The organism is Pseudomonas sp. QS1027 (assembly GCF_002814235.1).
Classification (GTDB): Bacteria; Pseudomonadota; Gammaproteobacteria; order Pseudomonadales; family Pseudomonadaceae; genus Aquipseudomonas.
In genome coordinates this window covers 67,665-93,248 of record NZ_PHSU01000018.1, presented here as the reverse complement: position 1 = coordinate 93,248, position 25,584 = coordinate 67,665, and the positions used below count along the sequence as shown (strand labels likewise).

Annotated in this window: 10 protein-coding genes and 1 pseudogene; 4 read left to right on the top strand and 7 right to left on the bottom strand. The window is 57.7% G+C overall.

Going from position 1 to position 25,584, the window contains the following annotated elements:
- Positions 1–18 precede the first annotated feature (18 nt).
- Entirely contained in the window at positions 19–822 is an 804-nt protein-coding gene (locus tag CWE01_RS17505) for a metallophosphoesterase (protein WP_100941797.1), read from the bottom strand.
- Between the two features lie 733 nt (positions 823–1,555).
- On the opposite strand from CWE01_RS17505, the gene CWE01_RS17500 reads away from it, so the two are divergent.
- Entirely contained in the window at positions 1,556–1,876 is a 321-nt protein-coding gene (locus CWE01_RS17500; protein ID WP_100941796.1) for a DUF6124 family protein, read from the top strand.
- A gap of 191 nt (positions 1,877–2,067) precedes the next feature.
- On the opposite strand, the gene CWE01_RS17495 is transcribed toward CWE01_RS17500, so the two are convergent.
- The gene (locus tag CWE01_RS17495) at positions 2,068–4,980 is read right to left on the bottom strand and encodes an RHS repeat-associated core domain-containing protein (RefSeq protein WP_256579373.1); all 2,913 of its coding nucleotides are present in this window, start codon (positions 4,978–4,980) and stop codon (positions 2,068–2,070) included.
- A gap of 654 nt (positions 4,981–5,634) precedes the next feature.
- Here CWE01_RS17495 and CWE01_RS17490 point away from each other — a divergent pair.
- Positions 5,635–5,955, top strand: a complete 321-nt coding sequence (locus tag CWE01_RS17490; RefSeq protein WP_100941795.1) for a DUF6124 family protein — start codon at positions 5,635–5,637, stop codon at positions 5,953–5,955.
- Between the two features lie 105 nt (positions 5,956–6,060).
- Here the strand turns inward: CWE01_RS17490 and CWE01_RS17485 are convergent, their stop codons facing one another.
- The 5 genes and pseudogenes from CWE01_RS17485 to CWE01_RS17460 all read right to left on the bottom strand — a co-directional run.
- Positions 6,061–8,811: an RHS repeat domain-containing protein gene (locus CWE01_RS17485; RefSeq protein WP_256579372.1), complete on the bottom strand. Its 2,751-nt coding sequence runs from the start codon at positions 8,809–8,811 to the stop codon at positions 6,061–6,063.
- On the bottom strand, positions 8,792–13,570 hold the full coding sequence (locus CWE01_RS33325; RefSeq protein ID WP_157815242.1) for a neuraminidase-like domain-containing protein: 4,779 nt from the start codon (positions 13,568–13,570) through the stop codon (positions 8,792–8,794). Before CWE01_RS33325 ends, CWE01_RS17485 begins: the two co-directional genes overlap by 20 nt.
- A 35-nt stretch (positions 13,571–13,605) precedes the next feature.
- Positions 13,606–18,423: a Tc toxin subunit A gene (locus CWE01_RS17465; protein ID WP_157815241.1), complete on the bottom strand. Its 4,818-nt coding sequence runs from the start codon at positions 18,421–18,423 to the stop codon at positions 13,606–13,608.
- A gap of 83 nt (positions 18,424–18,506) precedes the next feature.
- Positions 18,507–19,499, bottom strand: a complete 993-nt coding sequence (locus CWE01_RS33890) for an Ig-like domain-containing protein (protein WP_371917146.1) — start codon at positions 19,497–19,499, stop codon at positions 18,507–18,509.
- 42 nt (positions 19,500–19,541) lie between these two features.
- Positions 19,542–23,846 (bottom strand): annotated as a pseudogene (locus CWE01_RS17460) (SpvB/TcaC N-terminal domain-containing protein); the annotation flags it as partial.
- 391 nt (positions 23,847–24,237) lie between these two features.
- Between CWE01_RS17460 and CWE01_RS17455 the strand changes: the two are divergent.
- Positions 24,238–24,639, top strand: a complete 402-nt coding sequence (locus CWE01_RS17455; protein WP_100941790.1) for a thioredoxin domain-containing protein — start codon at positions 24,238–24,240, stop codon at positions 24,637–24,639.
- Between the two features lie 9 nt (positions 24,640–24,648).
- Entirely contained in the window at positions 24,649–25,473 is an 825-nt protein-coding gene (locus tag CWE01_RS17450; protein WP_100941789.1) for an SDR family oxidoreductase, read from the top strand.
- Positions 25,474–25,584: the final 111 nt, after the last annotated feature.

Below are 25,584 nucleotides of genomic sequence, written 5' to 3'. Positions count from 1 at the left end.
TGAATGGCATCCGCTTGCTCAGATCTCGACGAGCTTGTCCCATGTGAACAACGGATTTTCAGGCGCCCTCAAACGTTGATAGCTATATCCACGCGGATTGCAGATCACACGTGTTCCCTCTGCGAAATAATCGAATGCAGTATGGGTGTGACCATGGACCCACAGCGCAACCGGCGCACGCACGAGGGAAGGCAGATCGCTCACATAACCCGCCGAGGCTCGATCCGTCGCGAACTTTTCCGCCAGGCTTGGCCTGAGCGGCGCATGGTGCGTGACCACAATCGTCTTGCCATCGAAGGGCTTTACCAGCTCGTCTTCCAGCCACGCCCGCGCTTGCTTGTGGAGCGCCAGCGAGTCGCGGGGAGTAAACGAACGTAGCGGGGCTTCGAGCTCGGGCGATAAGACCTGGATCACGCCCTGGTAGTCGAGTATGACCCGCTCGGCCTCTGCAATGGACTCACGCAGCGCCGCATCGCCAGCACCGAACAACGAGAAGTCTGTCCACAACGTGGTACCGAGCACGCGCCATTGGCCATTTCGCTCAGTGAAGGTTGTGTTGTTCAGGAAATGCACGTTGGGCAAGCTGCGTGCGGCGGCTTGCATCGCGCTTTCGAGTGCAGCGAATTCACCACCGTAATACTCGTGGTTGCCCGGCACATAAATAATCGGCACCTGTGAACCGAAGTTCTCCGCCGCCCAACGCAGGCCTTTCGCATGGTTATGGATATCACCGGCCAGCACGACGAGATCGGCCTCCACGTACGGGATGGCCAGCGGTTCGTCGTACTCAAGGTGCAGGTCGGACAGAACGCGAATCTTCACGACGCGGATCTCCTCAATGCGGTTCCCGGTGTATCTGAGTATGAACGCCACTGATCAAAGCGACATGACTCAGGTGATGCCTGGAATACCTGGTTCTAGTAATCACCTGATCCACGCTGCCGGCTACTGTCAGAAATGACAGGGCCGATAAGTGGTATTGAGCTGCCCACGGTCCAATATCAGCCAGTTAGGAAAATGGGATATTGAAAACGCTACGCCACTTGTAGGAGCGGCCGGTCGACGCTCGATTGCCCGCGAAGCTTTTAGCGGTCTCACGGGCCTCTTCGCTGACAAGCCAGGCTCCTACAGGGACCGTGTTTGCCTTAGCGGACAGGTTTTGTGCTCATAACCGGAAGCCTTCCGAAAATGAGTTCGGATCTGAGCCGACAGGGTATCCGCGAAGACTATTCCCTTTCACTTGACTGAAATTTCCTAGAAAATCCCAACCCGTTGCTTCTGCCCATTTCGATGACTAGTCTGCATACCATCACCGCAAACTCGGTGATACGGACGTGCAAGTCCGGACTGGTGAATGAGCAATGACACCTGACCAAAATCTCAGAGACTTGTCTCCGAGATGCCGCGTTATGGTGGCTGTGCGTGGGAGATCTTCGGATCTGCCGGGATTTTGCTCCGATAACCACCGGTCTTGCACACCTGCGTACAGCTGCCACCCTACTTCGCGTGCAAGCGAAGCGTGGTGGCTCCCCATAACGGTTAACGGAGTCTCACCATGTTCAAGATCACCCCCAATCCGCCTATCACGGAAGACCTCGCCTCCCCAGCCTTCCGGCTCGCCGCCGAGCGTGCCTTCGCTCACTACGAATTACCCGCGACTCGTACCTCACCCCGGAAACGGCAATCACGCAACACCGAAGAAACCCTGCTCCATATCTACGAAATTCTCCAAAGCGCCTCGGCGACCGCCTACGAATCGGCGGACAATCTCCAGGGCTCGCAGCGCAAACTCGCCTTGGGTGCCGTGCACCTGATCGATATGGCGCAACAGGAGATGGATGGGCTGTTCGATGAACCACAAGCAGTGACCATCTGATGGTGTGAAACCGCTCCCCGCGCACAATCGTGCGGGGGCGGCGTATCCATATTCATGCCCTCTATTCGAGGCGAATTCAAAAAATCAATTCGCCCCAGAAATGCCGATTTTATTTCCAATTTACTGTCTAAATCCGCTAAAAACTCACGTAGATCTTAATAGACTTACCCTATATTTCCGTCCCACAAGCCCTATTGCTTTCTCATTGAAAAAGCAATGAAACTCCCAACTTTCCTTTGGGGGCTCCCTCGCGCCTGTGCATCCATTAACGCGACTTTCGGACTGAGGACACCAAGCGCACTTGAGTCACCACCATCCAAATTTATCGAGCGTCCAGGTGTGGTATTCAAACGGTCGAGTCTATTTGTTACTTCGGCCCACTCCGCGAGAGTGAATCCCGGAGAACTATCGCCTCGTCCAACACCCAGACCAATCACAAGCCGAGTACGAGCATCCTTGCCTCCCGATTCAGCAGGCAAACTAATAGCCGATCTGTTATTTGGTCTGTTTGCGTGCACCAAATATCCTGGTATATTCTTCTCTTCAGAGAATTGAAATTTTGGATCATCTAGCTTATCTGAAGTAAATGCTACCGACCCACCTTCAGCCAATACAGGTCCTGTATGAATAAATGAACTATCATCCATTGTCAGCTGCACATAATCATCTTTATATTGGTCCGGCAAAGCCACTGACCTTTTGAGCTCCCCACCCACTGAAATAGGCCCGATCGACGCCCAAGCAGGTGCATTCTCGTCGGCTCGCCGACCTGCATTATAGAATCCTGAATTAATGTAAGCCGTAAACTCTGAATGCGGACTCCCAATCGCAGCGTTCAAACTATCGGCTGTGCTTGACTTTAATGAAATAGGCCCATCCCCTCCTACGATCTTGCCTTCATACCTTGAGTCTATGGACAAATAAAAAAGTGAGCGCGCCCCTACAAAATCGCGAGCAAGGGAAATCCCTATTCGCTCAAATACTTCCGCACCTCCCATCATCACCACACCAATGATACCGGGAGCAAGCGTAATTATATCTCGCGTATCACGCTCCTGAACAACACTCTCAATTGCAAACTTCCAAAGCGCCCGTGCCCGTTGAGGGTCCATCCCATCAGGATCAATATTGGCAATAGGATTATTGTTCAGCATTCGATAAAAGTTCAGCCCATTGACAGATCCACCTGGATCCGGATTTATCCACCGGCATAACCAAGGTGCATAATACCTGAATCCATAATAATAAAGTCCTGTCGTATCCCGTTCCTTGCCCGAGTAACGCACTGTCTTGTAACTCGCTTCCACTTCACTTCGCCCGGCAAACCAGGCCGTACTACCGTAGGGATGATAGGTTTCCTGGGTGATCACCTGCGCCTCGCTGTCCAGTTCCAGGCTGCTGGAGCCCAGGTGATTGGTCAGGTTGTAGCGATATTGATCGTTGGTAATACCGGAAGGCGGTGCCGTTTCCCAGTGCAACACCTGCATGGCACTGCGTCCGGCCTGGACACCGATTACCTGCAACACTTCGCCAGTGCCTGCATGGGTGCGGATTTCCAGGCCTGGTAGATAACGCACTTCCGAGATCAGAGCACGGGCCTTGGTCTGGGTAGAACGGATTTTGCGTCGCCGCAGGCCATCGCCGCCGTACAGGTAGAGCTCAAGATCATCGTCGGCCCCTTCACGCTCAACCGGTCGCACCTCGCGCAACTGATTGCGTAGATCCCAGTTCATCGCCTGCCCCGGTTGCAGGTCCCGCAAATTGCCATTGTTGTCAAAAGCGGCGGCAATCTCGTCTTCGCTGGGCGGCCGATCATTCTGTTCAAGCAGACAGCGATTGCTGTGGCGAGCGGCCGTCAGTTTGCGGCTGTGACTTTGTGGGCCGACATGGATCAGTTCCAGCAAGTTGCCACTGGCGTCATAACGGTAGGTCTGATGGTAGTTGGCGACTGCGCTCGGATTGTCAAAGCGATTGAACTCAGGTCCTCGACTGGCGCTGCCGGTTTCCCAGCCGGTCGCATCAATCAGTTGGTAGAGGCTGTCGTAGATATACCGATTAATCGGCTCCACTCGCTGGTTGGCGAAATAACGGGTCGGTAGCGCCGCCTCTTCGATGCTCAGCACATTACCTACCGGGTCATAGTCGTAGTACAGATCTTGCAGAGGGTCATGATTGCCATACAGGGCCTGAAGATGAAGTAAACGACCGTCTTCCGGTCGATACCTCAGTGTGCTGACCACACCGTTGCCGGCGGTTTCCTGTTCAACCTGGCCGTAGGCGTTGTAGCGGATGAGACTGACCAGGGTTTGAGTCGTTGGCTGATCGCTGAGTTGCAGATAGCTCGCGAACAGTTGACCGTCCAAGGTGTGATCGAACCGTTGCCGATTACCCTTGGCATCGGTCTGCACCAGCACATCACCCAGCGGATTGAAGCGCGTCGACGTGGTTGCCGCCTGCTCCGAGGACTCCAGAAGTACATCTCGCGCCGGCAGTTCTTGCGGCCAATCAGGCATTTCCAGCGAACGCAGAAATCGTTGGGTCTGCTCAAGCACTCCACCTGTCAAGGCGTACTCGTCCAGTATCAAAGTGCCCGCTGTATCGTCGTGTCGAATCAATTGCCCGCATTGGTTGTGAACGATGAAATCGGCGCTGAAATCAGCGTATCCATAACGTTCGACGCATCGCGCTACATCATCTTCACCCTGCTCGAAAACTGCCAGCTGCCGTAGCAGGTCGTCGTACTCAACCCTCCGCTCACTGCCCCGGCTATCCCACGCTTGAACAATCTGATCCCCATCGCCGAACAAGCTGACTCGCCTACCCGCATCGCCGCTGATCGAACTCAATACCTTCCCGGACAGTGAGTAACGATTGACCAGGTTGGCTGGGGTTTCATCATCTTCTGCACTGAGCGCCCAAAGCCTGGGATCCCATTGTTCGATCAGTCGTCCCATGGCGTCATAGGTACTGCGGTTGATCCGCTCTTCAGGCTCCGCTGTCTCGACGGAACGGCAATAAGCAACTGAACGCACCGTGAGTCCGCGGGGGTCAATAACCGTCAGCGTCGGTGTGTGAGTGTGAATGCCACCCGTCAGTCTCGACATGGCTCAGGCCTTCGCAGGGTAGGTCAATCCAGTAACTACCCAATCCACAGCGCCGGCTACTGTCAGAAATAACAGTGCCGACAAGCGGTATTGAGCTGACCACGACCAATGTCAGTCAGTTAAGAAAATGGGATATTGAAAACGCTACGCAACTTGTAGGAGCAGGGATTGCCCGCGAAGCTTTTAGCGATCTCACGGGCCTCTTCGCTGGCAAGCCAGGCTCCTACAGGGACTGTGTTTGCCTTGGCTGACAGGTATTGTGCTCATAACCGGGAGCCTTCCGAAAATGAATTCGGATCTGAGCCGGCAGGGTATCCGCGAAGACTATTCCCTTTCACTTGACTGAAATTTCCTAGAAAATCCCAACCCGTTGCTTCTGCCCATTTCGATGACTAGTCTGCATCCATCACCGCAAATTCGGTGATACGGACGTGCAAGTCCGGACTGGTGAATGAAACAACGACGCCTGATCAAAGTTTCAGAGGACGTGTCTCTGAGATTCGATGTCATGGTGGCTGTGCGTGGGAGATCTTCGGGATCTGCCGGGACTTTGTTTCCTTAACCACCGGTCTTGCACACCTGCGTACAGCTGCCACCCTACTTCGCGTGCAAGCGAAGCGTGGTAGCTCCCAATCACGGTTAAGGAATCTCACCATGTTCAAGATCACCCCCAATCCGCCTGTCGCGGAAGACCTCGCCTCCCCAGCATTTCGGCTCGCCGCCGAGCGTGCCTTCGCTCACTACGAGCTACCCGCGACTCGTACCCCGCCCCGGAAACGGCAATCACGCAGCACAGAAGAAACCCTGCTCCATATCTACGAAGTCCTCCAAAGCGCCTCGGCGACCGCCTACGAATCGGCGGACAATCTCCAGGGCGCGCAGCGCAAACTCGCCTTGGGGGCCGTGCATCTGATCGATATGGCGCAACAGGAAATGGATGGGCTACTCGACGAGCAACACATGGCAACCGCCTGATGAATTGAGTGTGTAACTTGCTCCCGCACAGTTGTGCGGGAGCGAACACTGGCCAAAAACGCCCGATTTTAGTCTGAGCCATTACATTTCAAACTCTCACTCAGATTAAGTACGATAAATTCGCTCATGTCGTCTATTGAAGACTGGACGACAATGGACCGCGTGAACTTCTGCGATTCCAGGACGATAGACTTCGATCGCTTGGAAGACTTCCTCAGTGTAAGAGCTGACTCCAGGCGGAACATAGATAATGTCGTATTGTTGAGTGGGTAAAGACGCTGCCCCCTCATCGGCAAAGGTCAGTCGGTACCGTTCGGTGCTCTCGACGTGTGTAATAGTCTCTATAGGATCAGGCAGGCTTCCTTGCGCTACACCCTTGCTATGTTCAAGGAGTCGGCGAGCAACACCTGATGACGTATCCTCACCATGCAATCCGTAGTAGTGCAACTTTTTACCTTCGGGAATATTAATCGGCTCCTTAAATTTTTTCATATGATTTGAGAATCCCCCGTGGGAAATCAGAATGGCCTCTGTTGCCCCTTTCATCAGGGACTTTATGATCACTCCGTTGTGATTGAAAATCGTGCCGGATCGGGTTTCCAGAAAGTGCGATGCTACTTCGTGCGCTATCCCGGCAAACGGCTCATGCCACTGTTCCCCAGCGACCCTGGCAATCAGCTCATCTGCGCCAACAAGCTCCGCGTCCAAAGATTGGCCCTTGAATTCATCGTCCTCACTGGCTAATTGTGTTCCGGACGCGATCTCCGTAAATCTCAACTCCAGAGGGAGCAGGTCAATCGTTCCGGCGACCATGTTCGTTGCAATTTCAAAGGCCTCATCCGCGTTTCGGGGTGGCCTCAAACCCAAAATATCGGTTTGCGTCGATGGATTTCCTCCCACAAACCCATACAAATTCAGCCCATCGATATCCCCAGCAGGATCCGGATTAATCCACCGCTGCACCCACGGCGCGTAATACCTGAAACCATAGTAGTAAAGCCCAGTCGCATCCCGTTCCTGGCCCGAATAACGGACCGTCTTGTAACTGGCCTCCACCTCACTTCGGCCGGCAAACCAGGCCGTACCGCCGTAGGGATGATAGGTTTCATGGCTGATCACTTCAGCCTCGCTATCCAGCTCCAGGCTGCTGGAGCCCAGATGGTCGGTCAGGTTGTAGCGATATTGATCGTTGGTGATTCCGGAAGGCGGGGTGGTCTCCCAGTGCAGCACCTGCATGGCGCTGCGTCCGGCCTGACAACAGAGCACCTGCAACACTTCCCCGGGGCCTTCACGGGTGCGGATTTCCAGGCCCGGCAAGTAGCGCACTTCCGATATCAGTGAACGGGCGTTGGTCTGGGTGGAACGGACCTTGCGCCGCCGCATCCCATCGCCACCGTATAGATACAATTCAAGATCATCGTCAGAGCTCTCACGCTCTACCGGTCGTACCTCGCGCAATTGATTACGCAAATCCCAACTCATTGCCTGTCCCGGTTGCAGCTCCAGCAGATTGCCGTTGCCGTCAAAAGCGGCGGCAATTTCATCTTCGGTCGGAGGGCGATCATTTTGTTCAGGCAGGCAGCGATTGCTATAGCGCGCCGCTGTCAGCTTGCGGCTGTGGTTTTGCGGGCCGACATGGACCAACTCCAGTAAGTTGCCACCAGCGTCATAGCGATAAGTTTGGTGGTAGTTGGCAACTGCACCCGGATCGTCAAAGCGATTGAAACCCGGTCCTCGACTGGCGGTGCCCGCTTCCCAGCCGGTCGCGTCGATCAGTTGGTAGAGACTGTCGTAGTCATAGTGCTTGATCGGCTCAACCCGCTGGTTGGCGAAATAACGAATCGGCAAGGCGGCGTCTTCAATGCTCAGCACATTGCCCACCGGATCGTACTCGTAACGCAGGTCTTGCAGCGCCGCTTCAGTTCCGTGTCGAGCCTGAAGCCGAATCAGACGCCCGCTTTCAGGACGATAGGTCAGTGTGCTGACCACGCCATTGCCGGCCGTTTCCTGCTCAACCTGGCCGTAGGCGCTATAGGCAATGGCGCTGACCAGGGTCTGCGGGGTTGCCTGACCACTGAGTTGCAGGTGACTGGCCAACAATTGACCGTCGAAGGTGTAGTCGAACAATTGCCGATTGCCCTTGGCATCGGTCTGTTCCAGCACATCGCCCAGAGGGTTGAAGCGCGTCGCGCTGGTTGCCGCTTGCGCCACGGGCTCCAGCAGCGCATCCCGCTCCAGCAGCCCTTGCGGCCAATCCGGTAATTCCAGCGAGCTCAGAAAGCGCTGGGTCTGCTCAAGCACTCCGCCCGTCAGCGCGTAGTCATCCACGGTCAACGTGCCCGCCGGATCATCGTGCCGGATCAACTGCCCACATTGATTGTGAGCGGCGAAATCGGCGCTGGCATCGGCGTATTCATAACGCTCGGTGTATCGCGCGGCGTCACCTTCGCCCTGTTCGAAAATGGCCAGTGGCCGCAGCAAATCGTCGTACTCGACCCGCCGCGCAGTACCTCGACTGTCCCAGGTTTGAACAAGCTGATCCCCATCGCCGAACAAGCTGATTCGCCTACCCGCATCGACGCTGATCGAACTCAATACCTTCCCGGACAGTGAGTAACGATTGATCAGGTTGGCTGGGGTTTCATCATCTTCTGCACTCAGCGCCCAAAGCCTGGGATCCCATTGCTCGGTCAAGCGCCCCATCGCGTCATAGGCACTGCGGTTGATCCGCTCTTCAGGCTCCGTCGCCTCGACGGAACGGCAATAAGCAACCACCCGCACCGCCAGCCCACGGGGATCCACCACCGCCAGCGTCGGTGTGTGAGTGTGAATATGCTCAGCCCCTGTCCTGCTCATAACCCTCCTCCTGCAGTAACAGCGGCGTTGAAAGCACGGTCCGCACCGACTCTTGTTGCTCCACATACACAACCAACGGCTCGACCTGGGCAGCAAACGCTTTACCGCCATCCACCGCCAGGTAACGCACCTGCAGAATGATGTCGGTCAACGAGTCGAAGACCGCTTGTTGATGCGCCGAGGGGTGCCGGGGAAAACTCAGCGCCCAGCTCGACACGGCGCCCGTTCCTTCGAAAGGCAGGTAGCGCTCATCGTCGAAGTTCAGGGTGAACAGGCCGTAATCATCCAGGCCACTGGACAAGCCGACCTGCTGGCTGAGCCTTGGATTGAACACGATGTACCTTGGATCGAGTTCGATATCGTTGTCGGCAGCCAATTCCCCGGCCTCGCTGTAGAGGCTCGCCACACCGCCCAACGAGGGTTTCAACAAGGTGCTGCTGCGCGTTTGCACAAGGGTGGCATGGATGTCCTGGTACGGCCCCTGCACCACCGGGAACGACAGGCTCACACCCACCACCTGGCGCAGGTAATGACCGGGATAATCCTTGTCGAACAGCGAGCTGTTCAGCTGGAACGCTATCTCACCATGGTCCCTGAGCTGGTCCAATACCGCATCCCAACCGATGGCCCTGGGTGTAGCACCCTCGCGCATGGCATCGGGATCGTAATCCTTGAGCAAGTCTCTCAAGGAAATCGTCTTGGTCAGTTCCAGGCGGCGTTCATGGCGGTTGAGGAATGCCGTCTCCATGCGCAGCAAACCCAGTTTCAAGGCTTCGCCAGCATTCAGACCGTGACGATTGTCGGCCCAGGCATCATGGGGAATAAAGCGCGTGTCATGATCGCCAAGCTCATATTGCCAACCGGCTTCGGTGGCCAGGCACATCGACAACACGGCGTCATAGGCCTGGAAGTACAGCGTCGACATCTGGCTGAGCAACCACTGGTACAGCCCCGGGCCGGTGGAACGGTGCTTGAGGAAGTCATAGTAGATCTCGGCCTGTTCGCGGGCTTTTTCGGCTTGCCTCAAACCGGTGTCGGCGGAAGCGATAACAATGCGCTGAGCGTCTATCTGTTTGTCGATCACTTCGATTTCAGCCTTGGCCTGCTCGATCATGAAGTCCCATTCTTCACGGCGGCGGCGGTACTGGTCTTTCAAAGCCGTAATCTCAGCGTAATTGACAAAGCCTTTTGCAGTGATGTCGAGAGCCGATACCAGCGCGAAGGCAAGAGCCGCGGGTTTACGTATGCCAAAGGACATCCCCCCTTCATTTGGAGTCGCCGCATCCATGATATGCCCGGCAGCCGTTGCCGCGGACATGCCCATGGAGAGGCTGGTCGCCATCAGGCGAGCAGTCATGGCGCCCTTCTCGTCGGCGGAAACGTCTTCTTTACGCAACCGTTCGTAATAACCCTGACGAGAAAGCACCATCGCCTTGCTGGCCGTCAAGGCATCCTTGCTGCTGCGGGCTTGTTCAATGGCCCGCTCCTGCAAGGTCACGCCAAAATCGGAGAGTTCCTGCACATGGGATTGCAACAGCTCTTCCTGTTGGCTGCGGTCACGCAGTTCCATATAGGTGCGCACCTGTTCGCCAAAGCGGATCAAGGTGTCAACGGCGTTCTGCACACGGGGCAGCATGGCGCGGAAACGGTAAGGCGGGATGATCGCCAGGGACCCCAGACGCCGAGCGCCGCCGCCCTCGCCGGCCAACTGCGCGCGCAGCAGGTCGAACGGATTGACCGGCGCCTCGTACAGCGCCAGCAGCAAGGGTTTGCCATCCAGGGTGAGGTTGTTGCGCAGGTTGCCCAGGCGTAAGTCGAGGTTGTCCCACAGGTCGAGCAGTTGCGTGTTCACCGGCAAGCGGAACCAGGGTGCGTCGATCAAACGCAACCAGGGGTCACCCTGGATATGCTGGGGAATATCCTCGGCGAACAGCGTCTGGATCGACGATTCGAAGGCGCTGAACAAAGCGCTGTCATAGGCCGCCGCATCCACCAGCGGCATAGGCTCCCAGCGGCTGATGCTGCGGCCCTTGGACAAGGGGCCGAGCAAGGACAAGGCGCGGACATACAGAAGCTTGGCTTCGTTGAGCGCATCGCGGGTCAGTTGCCGGTAGAGCATGTCGCCGCGGGCAATCAGGTTTTTCACGTAGTCGGTAAAGATCGCCTTGCGATAGTGCGAAGGCACGCTATAGGCAATCGCATCCGGGTCACGCAAGCCGCCCAGGCCGAAAAACTGCTCGGCGGGACTATCAGGCTGGGCCAGGGGCCTGACACACCAATAGGGATAGTCCACGGAAGGCGCGGGAGAGAGCGGCTGAATACGCGCCAGTGGATTGAAAATGGCGTGATACCAGGTTTCCGCGCCCAGGTAATCGAACTCGCTGTGCAAGCGCCGTGCGACCAGGTGCGGGGCATGGAAAAACAATTCCCAGAAGTAACGACCGTTGGCACCGTTGAAATCCAGGGGAGTCGGTTGCGAAGTACCGGGAACGGGGGGTTCCTCCGTATGCTGGGTCTCCCAACTCAGGGCCGCGCCCACGGAGAAGGCCGCCTTGGCGACCAACTCAGCGGCGAACAAGCTGTTCAGCCGAACGTAACGCAGGTTGTTCAACGCCAGAGCCTGCAGATCAAGAAACTGCGCGCCCGCCGAGGTGGTCGTGACTTTGGGGACGTCACGGAGCATTGGGCTGAGCCTCACCAGAAATCTATTCCAACCTATTCCCGGATCGACACTTTTCGTCACACCAAAAGCAAATGCATAGGACGTACTGGTTGCGCCGGTCCAGCTTTTTGTACGCAGAGGGGTTTTAGCAGCACCATTTAACGTGAGCACCGATGAGCCCAAATTTTCCTCATGATAGTCATCGACACTCTCATCATCTTCATCCTCATAAGCGTACCAGACGCCAAATTTTCTCGAGAGCGGACCAAAAACCTCAGAGAACACATTTGATTTATTAATAAATTTCAACGTTGTTTGGCTTTCTTCGTTCCCCTCCCACCATACAGGCTCAACCCTCGACTCAACCTCAAAAGAAGCCCCTCCCTGAACCGCTTCAGGTGAGAAAGATGGAAACGATTCCAGGCTCAGCGCCGGAAGAGGAATCTTGTAACGCATTCTTATCATGGGCCAACCATGAGTAGGGTTGGTCCAACTCCCTCCGACTTGCGTACCCAGGGTATTTTTGTCTATTGACCCAATCCTTTCCCCACCAAAACTAACAAAATGATCGTGATTCTTTCTTTCCTGAAAAAACAGTACAAGATTAGCAAGCTCACACACCGCAAAAAATTGTCCACCCTCAAAAATAATATTGAAACAAACCTCAACGCGGTACCTTGTAACCCACAAACCAAGCAACTCAATAGTATACCGATCCTCAAGAAACAACTTCATATCCAGTCGCCCGATACGCACAGTCTGGCAAGCGCCCTGCACCTCAAGCTTGCCTCCAATCAGTTGCTGCTGAGAGTTTTTATTCATGTGCAAAGTTGCACTAAATTCCAGATAGGCATTTAACGCATCCGGATACTCTCCTGAAGCCGGAATATAATTATTGGCATTATCATGATCCCACACCACCGATTCGACGGCCCAGTCAACGTTCGTAGAACCGCTATCGATACCCACATAAGGAAACTGCAAGCGTGTTCGGTCACTCCCAAACATCGAGCCCGCCACGCGAGACAGCTCATCACGCTCGGCCACATTCAATATAATCTCACTGAACGACTCATTATAAACGCACAGATCCGAATTCGCGCCCAGTTTAAAGGCTACGATTAACCGAGGGGCCGAGGCGATACGAAGGTCCATGGCCACCGAAAACGCCCCACCGTTGATATAGAATTCCGCCGTCGACTTGTCTGCCAAGTTGTTAATTGCGGTGAGCCCCGTATACAGCACCGTTGCCGGAGACCATTGATCGTTAAGTTGCTTATAAGCCATCTTTATTAAATACAAGTACTTTCCGGTTTTACTGCCATCATCGCTGACCTCCGGCTGGCCGACTTCGACCCAGACCAGGTGCAGTCGGTCGCGAATCACCACGGGGCGAACCTGGGTAACACCGGCCTCAATAGCGACATCGATGGTTTTCCATTCACTCCAGGACGAGGGCGAAACGTGGGTACTGGAATCATTCAGGTCAATCGCCGCCTTACGCCAATAGAGCGCAAAAGGTTCGACATTTTGCCGACCGACAAAATAATAATTGGCCTGTCTGAAGTCCGTGCCGTCGATATAACCCGAGATCATCTTCAGGTTACTCACCAACTCAAACTGACTGAGGTAGTTTTTTAGCGCGGTCTGCACGCTGTCCTCAGTCAGGCGACTTTGCCCCAGATCATTCTCCAATGCCTTGAACTGGCTGCTCTTACCCAGGCGCAAGGCCGGGTCGATGTAGTTTTCCGGGTAGTCTTCGATCATCTGGTAGCCGGCCCAGATGCTGTACTGACTCATGCTCTCGCGCCACAGGCGCAGTTCCTCGGCACTGAACCCATAGGGGTAACCAGGCTCCATGCCGTTGTAGATGGCGTGAATATATTGTTGGAGGCTGGCGATGCCCTGGGCGACGCGGCTGGTTTCCACCTGCCCACTGACCTGGTTGTCGATCAGCAGGTATTCGTAGAGGTCCTCGGGGGTGGTCAGACGTAAGGGTGCCGCCGTACTCGATGAAGGCACGATCTGCCCCAGGTAATAGGCGACCAGGGCGTCACGGCGTTGTTCTTCAAGCTCGCTGATAATTCCACTTTTCATTATAAATACCTCGGGTTCCAGAGCTCACGTGCTATTCACGAATAAGTAGCAGGTGTCGAAAAACTGGTAGCCTGCACCAGCACATATCCATCAGCACTGACCACCTCATCCACGATACATTGCCAAACTGGGCCACTGTCGCCGGGGTTGGGGCCTGGACTGAAACTGCTATAAACTGCAGCTCGGACCTCTTGTGCATTAGTGTGCGTCGTAATGATAGGGCTACTGTCGCTCCACGGTTTATCCGGGCACCTCGCCGTGATGCTCAGCGGCGCATCTATTATCGGCTTGTAATTACCACTTACCGACCCATAAAAAATCATCAAAGCCCTCGAGAGAGCCGACAACTTTACGGCATTACGAACCAGGACCAAACCCACTTTATATTCATATTCTCTCGACACCCCCATGCCCTCAATCCTTAACTTAAGGAGATCCCTCACAGGCTCATTCACCGGCGTCACCCTCACTTCGAAGTCATGCCCCTCGCTTGATGACTCAATCACTTTTTCGGCATCTGGAATGACCACTTTCAAAATATTCAGGTCTATCCCTGAATTCCTCAGCGAAAACTCCACACCTTCAACCGGCTGCCCCGAATCATCAACAGCCTTGACATTAAGTGTGTAACCCGACCCTCTAGATAACAACTTATGCTCAACGCCAAAAGGCCCAAAAAGCTCCGCCACAAAATAAAATACGGGGTAAGCAAAAACCGAAAACTCGACAGCATCATCTTGTCCTGCCACTCTGGCGGTTACGGTGTGGGACCCTGCTGAAAATTTCGAAGTAAAACTCGCCATTCCATCTTTATCGGAAAGAGTCGGCAGCCAAATACCATCGTTGACCCTCCACTCTACAGAGATACCTCGCCCCTCCTCTTCCCCCACCTGGAGCCAGACAAAAAACTTGATACCATTCGGATTGCCCACCATATACTGACTGTCCAATGGTTCATGCCTGATAATCCTGGCTTTAGGATAAATCGTCGTGACGGCACTCGACTTGCTCTGGATCGGTGCAGACGCACTGACCGTAACGGTGACCGTCCCCGTTACAACAGATTTGAATCGTGACCGAGCAATCCCGTCGCCATCGGTTTCACTGGTCAGTTCAAGCAAGCCGTCGGCATCCGCCGCCCAAGTCACCACCGTTCCAACCGGTACCGGATCGCCATTGAGTTCAACCAGCCGACAACTGAGGCCCACCTCGATATTCTCGACCACCGTGCTATCAAACCGAACATATTGAAAATACGGTGTGCTGATAAATACCACGACTGGAAACGTCCACTGACTGTCGTCTCCGTATCGTGCAATTACCGTTGCTTCGCCCAATGGCCCGCTGCGCAGACTCGAATGGCTGATGCCCTCGTGGTTGGTCATCGTCTGGTAGCGCTGGAATTCGCCCAGGGTCGTTCCCCAGTCCACCAGACGATCAATACCCAGGTTGGTAAAGTTATCCACCAAGGTGACGCTGAAATTGATGGCTTCGAGTTTGTTGGACAAGGCTTCGGAACGGTCATAGGTCGGTGCTGAAAAGTGCAACGAGGCTTCATCACAACCAATGGTCACCACCGGTGCAAGCACCTTGTCGCCCAGTCCATACTCGGCCACCACATGGACTATCCCCATAGTGTCGCCGCTCGCCAGCGTGACGCTGCTCTCGCCGTTCTTGTCGGTGACGGTCGAAAGCTGCTCCAACTCCCCGAGCTTATTGGTACTCCAGTTAATGGTGACGTCTTCGAACGGCTCATCCATGAAGTCGCGCAGGGTGATGTTGTAAGTCGCGATTTCGCCGGGTTTGTTGGCCACCAGATAGTCCGGTGTCACCGTGATCACGCTGCTGTGGCTTTGCCCGACTTCACCGGCCGGTGTTCCCGGCACGGGTTCGGTGAGGCTGGCCAATGCCAGCTCCGCGGCATACCGAAAGTCCGCCACGTCACTGGTCGGTGTCAGGGAGCCCAGCGCCAACAACGCTTCGGCATCCAGATCGATATGCCGCGCCAAGCGGCAGGTGCGCACCAGCAGATCCAGTTCGGCGAGGGTAAAGATCACCCCCTCCTCCGGGTTCAGATGCGAGGCCACCACCAGCACCTGGCGCACGCCCCAGTCGAGAAAACCGGCCAACCTGTTCGCCGCGCTGTCGCGGATCAGCCGTTTGTCACCTTCCAACGCCTTGTCCCACAGGGTGTTGATCAGTTGCAGATAGTCCAGCAACCGCTCTTCCGGTTGTGCGCTCAGGCGTACCGTCGAGGCATATTGGGAGAAAAAGTACAGGGTCTGCAGCGACAACCCGACATCGTCAAGGCCGAACCACTGCGGCTGTTGCACACACTGATCGACAAATGCCGGGCTCAGGTCCAGGTGCGTGGTGACGGCGGCTCGCTTGACCAGGCTGTCAAGCACCAGCAGGACTTCGTCGCCAATGGCCAACTGCAAGGGGGCACTGCTGTTACCCGTTTGCCCATAAACCCGCAGCACCTCTATCAACAGCTGATAGCGATTGCCCTCGGCCCAGAACAGCAGCACCTTGACCAGATCGACGGAACAGTCCAGATAGCCGGCCAGCCCTTCCATCAGCAAGGCTTCCTGGGCGCCGCGAGCACGCATGATCATATTGCAGATCTGGGCGTGCTGGCCTTCGATCGGCAGATCGAATCGTTCCAACACCTCCGCCACAGTGCCGCTCAAGGCCGCTTCATAGTTCTCTTCGGTTTCCCCTTCCAGGTATTTGGCCAGGCCCCTGGCCGCCCGAATGGTTTCTCCCGCCTCGATAAACTCTTTCAGTTCCTCGAACCAATCGATGGCGACCGAGGAGAACACCTCTTGGCCTCGCTCATCGATATTCACGACCACGCGGCTTTGCGGCGCACCGACTTCGGCAAAGCTGCTGTCGCTGATCAGTGCCGCCGCCAGGCGCGAGTGCATCTGCTTGAGCAGGTTGAGCTCGGCCTCGCTGGCCACCGGTTTGGTCAGGGCCGGCAGCACGATCCGACAGACCTGGCCGACCGTCCATTTGTGCTCGTCCAGCCAGGCACTGGCGTCGACCAGGGCATGGATCACGCTCAAGGTGTCGGTGTTACCCGAAGTCTGGTAGGAGGCGATATGGGTCGGCCCGGCCAGTTTCGCGACCAATTGGCTGCCGCCGTTGTCCAGCAGTTCGAGCAATGCCAGGGCCTCGATGGTGGTCAACCCCAGATAATGGGGCAGCCGGACCAACCGGTAGAACGCCGACACTACCGCCGTGTTCCAGCGCAAGGGCTCACCGGCGTAGGCCTGTTCGATGACCTTGGCGGTAAAACGGTACATCTCGAAGGTCATGCCCAGGGCAGCGCACAAATGATCGATTTTCTGGCGTTCGGCCTCATTGCCGGGGGTAATCTCGAAGACCTCCCCATCCAGGATCAGCGGGCCGGGAAACAGCGCCTGGCTGTTGAACACCAGGTCAAACTGCGTCGACTGCTTGCCCCGGGCGTGCACGGCCAGCCCCCGGAGCAAGGCGGCAAAGTCGTCCGCGCTGACCTTGTAGCGTGTGCGCAAACTCTGGAACAGGCCAAGGGCGCGCAGCGTATCGGTAGTGATCCGATAGTCCGACGTTTTCCCTTCGGCGCCAATCGAGGCCACCAGCAGGCGATCAACCTGATCGAACGGCAGCTTGAGCCAGCGTGCCAGGCGAATCATGCGGTTGAGACGATCGAAGCGATCATGGGACCAATTGACGATCTGGTGACTGGGACCACTTCCATCGTCCCCCGTCGTTTCAATGGCCATGGCCGGGCTGATACCCGCGTTGACGTACACCGAACCGAACACCGCGCCATCCACCGGTACATCATCTGACGCGATGAAATTGGCCGACGAATAGGGCGCATAGGCCCCCACGGACAACAGCGATTCGAGTTCATCGGTTTTCAGCCCGGTGTGCAGGCAGAAGGCTTGGGTATCGAGCAACCTGAACACATCGCCCTCGCCAAAGTTGTCCCTGAAGAAACTCTCGGGATCGGCGCTGGCTGTTTCGAGCAGATGGGTTCTGGGGTTGATACGGGCCAAGGCCAGGTTTAGCTCGGGGTCGGGTTCCAGCTCGGGGTCGAATTCAGGGAAATACGGCGCCTCCAGCAAAATCCCCTGCTGCACCGGGCCGAAGCCGGTGTCCTGCACCAGAGCGATATCCGACAGCAGCGAATGCACGCCGGGTTCCTTGAAATAGGGATAGGCCCGATCGGTGCAGCGGATAACGTCGCCGGGCAGGCGCTCCTTGCGCTGCAAGGTGTAATTGATCTGTTGCTGATAGCGCTCATACGGCAAGGTCGTGGGGTAACGAACCTCCAGCAGCACATCATCCAGCGAACGTTCGTCGCCGAAGCTTTCCAGATAGCGGTACGCCGAGGTTTCCAGTATTTCGTTGACCAACACCAGGGTCGGTTCGACACGCTCGAGGGCACTGTGATCCAGCAACAGGTCCGCCAGGTCCGGACGTCGATCCTCCAACAGAATACGGCCGCCCTGCCCATCCCTCGTCCTGCCGCTCTGCTCGATCTTCTGTACTTCGCGGTAGAGATCGGCCAGGTAGGCGATGGGCGAGGTCGTGGCTTCAATCGCATCCGTCGGGCAATGGTTGGCCCAGTCCGGCCGGAACAGGTCGTTGTAGGTCGGGGCATCCACCAGCCCGCGAATGCCGGAACCGGGCTCGAAGGCACGGTGTATCGCCGTGGTCAGGCGCTGCTCGCGAAACTGCCGTGCCGTGACGACGCTGATGGCCCTGGCTTGCTCATGCAAGGCCCGCGCTTCGGTGATGTGCAAGGTTTTGTCGGTGCTCATCAACTGCTCGAGCGACCCCTTGGCGATCTCCAATACCGAGTCGTAATGCTCCAGCAGCTGGCTGCGACTGCGCGCGTTCTTGTTCAACAACTGCAACAGTGAACTGGGGTTTTCGTTCATTGCCCGTCTCCGGTTGAGGACTTTTCACCTGTTGAGGTGTCCTTACCCGCTGAGGTCTCCTTACCCTCGCTGATACTGAAAGTTGAGCGGCTCTCGTCACCTCCAATACCGACAAACCTTGCAAGCTGTGGCTGTCCTATAGGGACACCGTCGCCGAAGGTCGCCGTAATGGAGTAGTCGCCCTCAAGCTCTGAAGTGATATGGGTGCTGGTGGTTGCACCCTCCTCTCCAAAATGACATCTAAGAGGATCAATGGTGAGGCCGGGCACCTCGGGGAAAAGTATGAAGCCGGTCGGCCCCACCCTCGTCACGGGGTTGCCGTAGACATCACGAAACGTCACGGTCGCACGGTGCGCATCCACACCATTGGCCAACCGGGTTCCCTCGATCGGTTCCAGTGTGCAGGTGCCAGGGCTATACCCCCGGGGAAGGAATGTCGCGTCGACCTGCGCCGGTGAAAGTGCGCCCGCGACGCTGGCGCTGATGCGGTGCGTCTTCGCCACGGTGCTGCCGATAATCAAAACGCACCGGCCGGTACTTCCCGAGGTCTGGCAAGAAGTCGCGTTAAAAACAACGTCATCGACCGGGTCAAACGTTACCCGGGTGCCCTGAGGAGCCGGGGAGCCATCGCTCAGACGTACCGTCGCCACGACCATGTTGTTTTTTTCCGTATCGCTGACGAGCCCATGGTCAGGGGCCATCTCCAACACCAGTTGAGCTGAACCGAATTCGACGGTCTTCGGAACCCCCTCCACAATGCCATCAATCCGCGTGGCGCTGACCCTCTTGGTACCGGGCACGGTCGAGGTGATGCGGGTTTCGAACACCCCCTGCGGATTGGTGCGGCCGGAGGGCGGATTGCGGGAGGCGTCCGGGATATCGAGAAACAGCACCGTAACGCCCTCGACCGGACGGTTATTAGCATCCTTGACGGTGACGGTTGCCGTATGGGCATCCGAGCCATTGGCCGTTTTCACACCAGCGCTCACAGTCAAGGTAGCGACCACCGGAAGCGTTGGGGACTCCTCCTCCACCTCCTCCCAAGTGTCGTTTTCGTCCTCGGCGATCCCGTACCACCCCAGGTACCGCTGGCGGCGCTTGTAGCCCATGGCGGTGAGGGTCAGGGTCGGGCGCCCGAGCGGATCGTAGAATTGCTGGTCGCAATACCCGAAGACGCGAAAGGACTCGTCCTTGATATAGCGGTAGCCGTCGGCGAAGTAAGGTCGGTAGACCCGTACCGCCAGGCCCTTGTTGTTGTATTCGACCCGCTCGCTGACCCGCCAGCGCTCGGCGGCCGGGGCGGTGACAGGCTGGTCGCCGTCCAGCACCAGGGTGCCGTCGGCCGCGATCTGGTAGGCGTCCCCGGGTTCGACTTTCTGTTTGGTCTGCAAGATCCGGCCGAAGCCGTCCCAGCACTGGACCCCGATACGGATTTTTCGCCCGGGATTGTCCGGGGGCTGTGGATAGCGGTCGGCCTGCAGGACCGCCGCGTTGACCGGCTCACGCTGCTGCATCCAACTGAAGGCATCGCGAAAACACGCGCTGGCCGCTCCTTGCAACGCCGCGTCCGGATCGGCGATGGCCTCGGCGGGTAAGCGGGCAACGGGCTGATACTCGTCCAGCGGGTCGAAACCGAGCGCGACACCGGCCTCGGTGCCATGGAAGCTGCTGGCCGACAGCTCGCCAAAACCGTCATAGCGGGCCTCCTGGATATTCTGGTTCGGATCGACGATGCGACGCGGCAACAGGAACCGATAGTCCGTATCGGCCACGCGGGTGACACAACCATCGGCCGTGGTGACACTGAGCGGCAGGCAGTAATACGGGTCGAACTCGATGTCCGTCGGCCCCTGGCTTTCGGTGGGCCGGGCACTGATCAGCCGATAGAAACCGTCCAGCCCGGCGTAGGTCATAAAACCCTTGCGGGTCGACCACAATACCCTGTCCGACTCCGTCGGCAGCATGGCATCAATGGGCCGATAACCGAGCCCGGGCAGTTTGCCCGCCAGCTCCTCGGGACTGAGCACAGACGCGTAGGCCTGCAGCGCCACCTCATCCAGCTCGGCGGACTCCAGGAAGTCAGCCAGCGCCTCGAAGCTGGCCTGCCCCGCCGGCAAGGTCAGGCCGGCCTCTTGATAACGCTGCACGGAAAACTGCGTCAGCACCCGCTGGTAGTCACCCGTTGCCGGCGCATTGAGACGGTCGAGCATCGCCTCATGGGAAATATCCTCCGGCCCCAGCACCGCCTTCGACAGCACCAGCGCGTTGCCCCGGGACAGGTAGGGCAAGCCCAGACGGCAGCCTTGGGGATCATCCAGGTGAATAAACTGGGCACGGCTTTCATTCAGGTAGTAAAAGCGCTGCGCGTCATCGTGGGCGGCACGCCACCAGGTTTGTTCATGGGCCTCGCTGAAGGGCGGCTCGTCGCCGACGCTCTTGCGCCGGGCATAGTCGACCGTGACCTCATGGATCAGCCCGCCATAGGGATCCCAGGCCAGGCTGATATGGTGCTGGCACAGCGGATCGTCAGGTTGACGCTCGTAGGTATAAGCGATCGACTCCAGTTCCAGCGGCTGCATCCGGCAGTACGGCTGGTACTCGTCGCGCCGTTGCAACAGACGCACGGCATACCGCGATTGCTGCACCGAGTAAGGCAGGGCCTGCAACAGGTCGTCGGCGTCGAGACCGAACACCTCGACCCGCAGCGGCATGCCGGCCAGGGCGTAGGCCATGTCGTGCCTGGTCTCGTCATCGGCGTCGCTGATGATGTGGTCGGTCGAGTCGCCTTGCGGTGCCAGCAGCAAGGCCGCGCCCAGGGGCCGCGCCGCGCTGTCCGAGCGGTCATAGTCCAGGCCTGGCAGGTCGGGCGCGCGCCCGGTATGGAACCAGCTCTTGCGCAGCACCGGAGCGGTATAACCGGCCAGCCGCTGTTCGTCGCCGGTGACTTCGCTGTCGGTTTGCAGCACCAGGCCAAAGCCGCGGAACTCACGCTCCTGGCCATCGTAAAAACCCTGGCAGTACTCAAAGCGCTGGGTCAGCCGATTGCCGGTGATCTCATCGAGCTGGATCTGCAGGGCGGCCACGGGCATTGGAAACGGCACATAGCTGACAGCCTCCAGGTTCGCCGCCAGCAACGCCTGTTTTTCATCCAGCCATTCCTGGGCCGAGCTGCGGTAGATCACCTCCCCCACCGCGCCCATATTGTTGTTGGTGCTGTGCAGCAGATACGGCTTGGCCTGGACAAAATCGACACGCCAATGCTGGGGTTTCATATGCGGGAGGGTGATCACCAGGCTGGAACAACCGAGCCCTTGCAGGTCGGCGGTACTGACCTGGCACAGCCGGTCATAACGCACGCCCGGCGGCCAGGGCTGGATCAGTGGCGTGCTCTCAAACCCCATGCCGGTGCGGTTCATGAAGATCTCGGCATGATTGCTGGTGAGGTAGATCAGGTCCGCCGCGCCGGAGCCGTCGAGGTCGGCGAGCAGGACCCGCGAGGCGTCGAAGGACTCATAGCTATAGGGCAAGGTTGCCAGGCGAAAGCCCGGGTCGAAACGGCCGTGACCGCGGTTGGGCCAGCAGACGATTTCGTTGTGGCGAATGCGCACCAGGTGCTGCTGGCCGCTGCCCAATACATCGCTGAACGCCACCAGTTCGGTCGGCGCCGGGCTCACCAGGGGCAGGCGATCATCGGGGGCGGCTTCGATGAAATGCGCCACATCCTTGCCCGACGCAAACCCCTCTCGCCGACGGTTGGCATACAGGCGCACGCTGCGTGGACCGATCAGGGCCAGGTCGGACAGGCCACCGCCCATCACGTCGGCCAGTTGGCTCTGCGGGTGGAAGAACTCCACGGGAAAGGCGTCAAAGGTGACGAAGTTCGACCAGCTGCGATCCGGGTTGAGGGTGAAAAAACCGCTGACGCCGGGTTGCGCCACCACCCAGTCCAGGCGGCCATCACCGGTGAGGTCCATCAGCGACTGGCGCACCGGTTTGCGGCTGTCCATCACCGGGATGGCGTCCAGTCGGCGCCACGCGTCGTAGACCACCTCATCGGCGGTTTCCGCCGGATACGCCCTTAACGGCTCGCGGTAGTACCAGGCCTTGTCACTGCGATAGAGCACACCCGGAATGCCCTCGCCATACAGGTCGACCAGTTGGTACTGCTGGCCGTCGTTCAGGCCGGGCATGGCATCGAATTCTTGATACTCACTGTCCTCGGGTTCAAACGCCGAGTAGGTGAACTCAACGGGTGGACGCGACTGGATTTGCCCTTGATCGTCATAGCCTTGCTGGTACGCGGCGGACAGCAGGTTGTAGCCCAGCTCGGTGGTCTGGTATTCCAACAGCAAGCGTTGCACCAGCACTGGTTCGCTGCCCAGTTCGGGAAACTGGTGGAACATCAGCACCTGCCGGCACAGGCGCAGGTTGCCCAGCAGGAAACCATAACCGTAGGTCACGAAAGGGTCGCTGCGCACCGGCCACACGCCCGTCGGCTCGTAGGCGGGAATGTCCTCCCGCCCGGTGTCGCGCTCGCCGTAGTCGAAGATCAGATCGAAGTGCCACTGCACCTGCTCCAACTGCCCCGGTATCCAGTGGTAGAGGTGTGCGTTCGCCTCGGCATTGCCATAACGCACCCGGCTCAGGTAGCACTGGGCGCGAAAGTCACGCGGCGTATCATCGGGCATCCCGGCATGGTCTTCGCCGGCGTACTCATAGAGGAGATGTTCGCCGTGGGCGTTCATGCTTTCGTCCAGCAGCCACTCGCCAACGCGCAGGTGATCTTCCAGGTCGGTACTGCGCGAGGAGCTGTTGAAGCCGTAGAGGTGCAGGCTGCCGTCGGTCCCGTGAACCAGCCAGAACCCCGGGTAGTCGTCCGCCGAACGCCAGTGCTCGATCCGCTCGAACGCCCCTTCGATACGGGGAAAATAACGCGCCACCTGGTAGTCGATGCCCAGCTCCAGGCCTCGATAGCGATTCACGAGCCGGCGAATGATCGAGCCGTCGGCACCACGCTCGGCCATCCACACGGTGCCGTCGGGGCCGAGCATGACATCGTCATCGGTGTAGTCCGGAACGCCCTTGCTGGTGCGCCGCGCCACGCAGCCCAACGACAGTACCCAGCCGATGCCGAACAGGCTGTTGCCGACACTGCTGCCATAACCGAGGGCCAGGGGCGGGGCAAAACCGCGTCCGGGCGAGATCGGCAGCGGCAGGTCAAAGGAGGCCTTGCCGGTGGAGCCGACCTCACCCCAACCTTTGCCGATGCTTTGAATGGCACCGCCGCCCTTGGGCAGCGAAGGAGGCGTGATACTGAAGTTGTCTTGTTGATCCATCGCCTGGCTCCGAGCGGGTCTGCTGGGAGCTAATGTGGGCGCAATCCAAGGGCCTCATCTACTGTCAGAACTGACAGTTTTTTAGTGATTAACGAAATAGGCAAACGTCCAACAGGGCATATAAAGACCGCCTCCAGGCGATAAGCTGGACGGGTTACTCACTATTACCGACCAAGTTCAAGAGAAAAACGACTATCGCATTAGACAGTCGCGCTTCGACTCCAGCCCTCAACCCCTTGAATTTACAGCAGAACGTCTGAAGTGACGGCGCTCCAATCATTCCAACCAGCAGTGATGGCACTTTGACACCCGTCATTTTTGACAGGTTACATTGGATCACATTTGCAGTTGAATACTCGCCAACGTCGAAACAGGCCGGCAGGGTATCAGCATGAAAGGGACGAACACGGTTATCGAGATCAAGACTCGACAAGCGTTCAGGGCGGAGCTGGGCAGCCTGGAGGTACCGTTGATACGGCCCCGATCCGCCGTGGTGCTGGTCTATAAACGTAACTGTCCGCCGTGCGAAAGGCTCAAGCCCTTGCTTGAAGCCCTGGCCGCGGGACCTTATCGGGATCGGGTGGCGTTCTATCAGATCAGTTATCCGATCTTCAAACTGTTTCAGCCGGAGATCAGGATAGAGTTCGTCCCGGCCTTGTTTTTCCTCGATGGCCATGGCGCCCAGACGCGCATGTATGGCACGCAAAAAGACGAGCTGAAGAAGGGCCTCGACTCGCTCATTTTTGTCTCGAACGGGGTATTCTCGGAGGTCTTCGACTCCCCAGCCCACTAAGGAAGTGCCATGCCCGTTGCCCTGATTACCGGATGTTCCAGCGGCATCGGCCGCGCGTTGGCGGATGTGTTCAAGCACGCGGGTTATGAGGTCTGGGCTTCGGCGCGCCGGGCCGAGGATGTGGCGGCCCTGGCCGCGGCCGGGTTCACCGCCGTGCAGCTGGACGTCAATGATGGCGATGCCCTGCGGCTGCTGGGCGAACGGCTCAACACCGAGTGCGGCGGCCTTGATGTGCTGATCAACAATGCCGGCTACGGCGCCATGGGACCGCTGCTCGATGGCGGGGTCGAGGCGATGCGTCGGCAATTCGAAACCAATGTGTTCTCCATTGTCGGGGTGACCCGGGCGATGCTTGCGGTGTTGCGCCGCAGCCGAGGGCTGGTGGTGAATATCGGCAGCGTTTCCGGTGTATTGGTGACACCGTTTGCCGGAGCTTATTGCGCGTCCAAGGCGGCGGTGCATGCCTTGAGCGATGCCTTGCGCATGGAGCTGGCGCCGTTCGGGATCCGGGTGATGGAGGTGCAGCCCGGGGCCATCGATACGAGCTTTGCCAAGAATGCCGGGCATGAGGCTGAACAGTTGATTGGCGAGCAATCGCCCTGGTGGCCGCTGCGTGAGGGGATTCGCGCGCGGGCCAATGCCTCGCAGAACAATCCGACCCCGGCCGCCAACGTGGCCGCCGACTTGCTCAAGGCCGTGCAACAGGCCCGGCCTCCACGCCTGCTGCGCCTGGGCAATGGCAGTCGGGCATTGCCGTTGATGGCCTGGTTGCTGCCCAAGGGTTTGCTGGAAAAGGTGTTGATGAAGCGCTTTGGTTTGAGTCGTTCCTTGTAAACGGCTTTTGCACGTGACGATAGCGGCGAGTTAAACGGCAAGACGGCATCTGCAAGTTTGGTGACTTGTTCACAAGCCGTCTTATTTTCAAGCTCGTATTAAATCAATTAG

Excerpts from the sequence above, each read along its gene's own strand:
- CWE01_RS17500 (WP_100941796.1), top strand. The coding sequence starts at position 1,556 with ATGTTCAAGATCACCCCCAATCCGCCTATCACGGAAGACCTCGCCTCC.
- CWE01_RS17450 (WP_100941789.1), top strand. The coding sequence starts at position 24,649 with ATGCCCGTTGCCCTGATTACCGGATGTTCCAGCGGCATCGGCCGCGCG.
- CWE01_RS17490 (WP_100941795.1), top strand. The coding sequence starts at position 5,635 with ATGTTCAAGATCACCCCCAATCCGCCTGTCGCGGAAGACCTCGCCTCC.
- CWE01_RS17455 (WP_100941790.1), top strand. The coding sequence starts at position 24,238 with ATGAAAGGGACGAACACGGTTATCGAGATCAAGACTCGACAAGCGTTC.
- CWE01_RS33325 (WP_157815242.1), bottom strand. The coding sequence starts at position 13,570 with ATGAAAAGTGGAATTATCAGCGAGCTTGAAGAACAACGCCGTGACGCC.
- CWE01_RS17495 (WP_256579373.1), bottom strand. The coding sequence starts at position 4,980 with ATGTCGAGACTGACGGGTGGCATTCACACTCACACACCGACGCTGACG.
- CWE01_RS17485 (WP_256579372.1), bottom strand. The coding sequence starts at position 8,811 with ATGAGCAGGACAGGGGCTGAGCATATTCACACTCACACACCGACGCTG.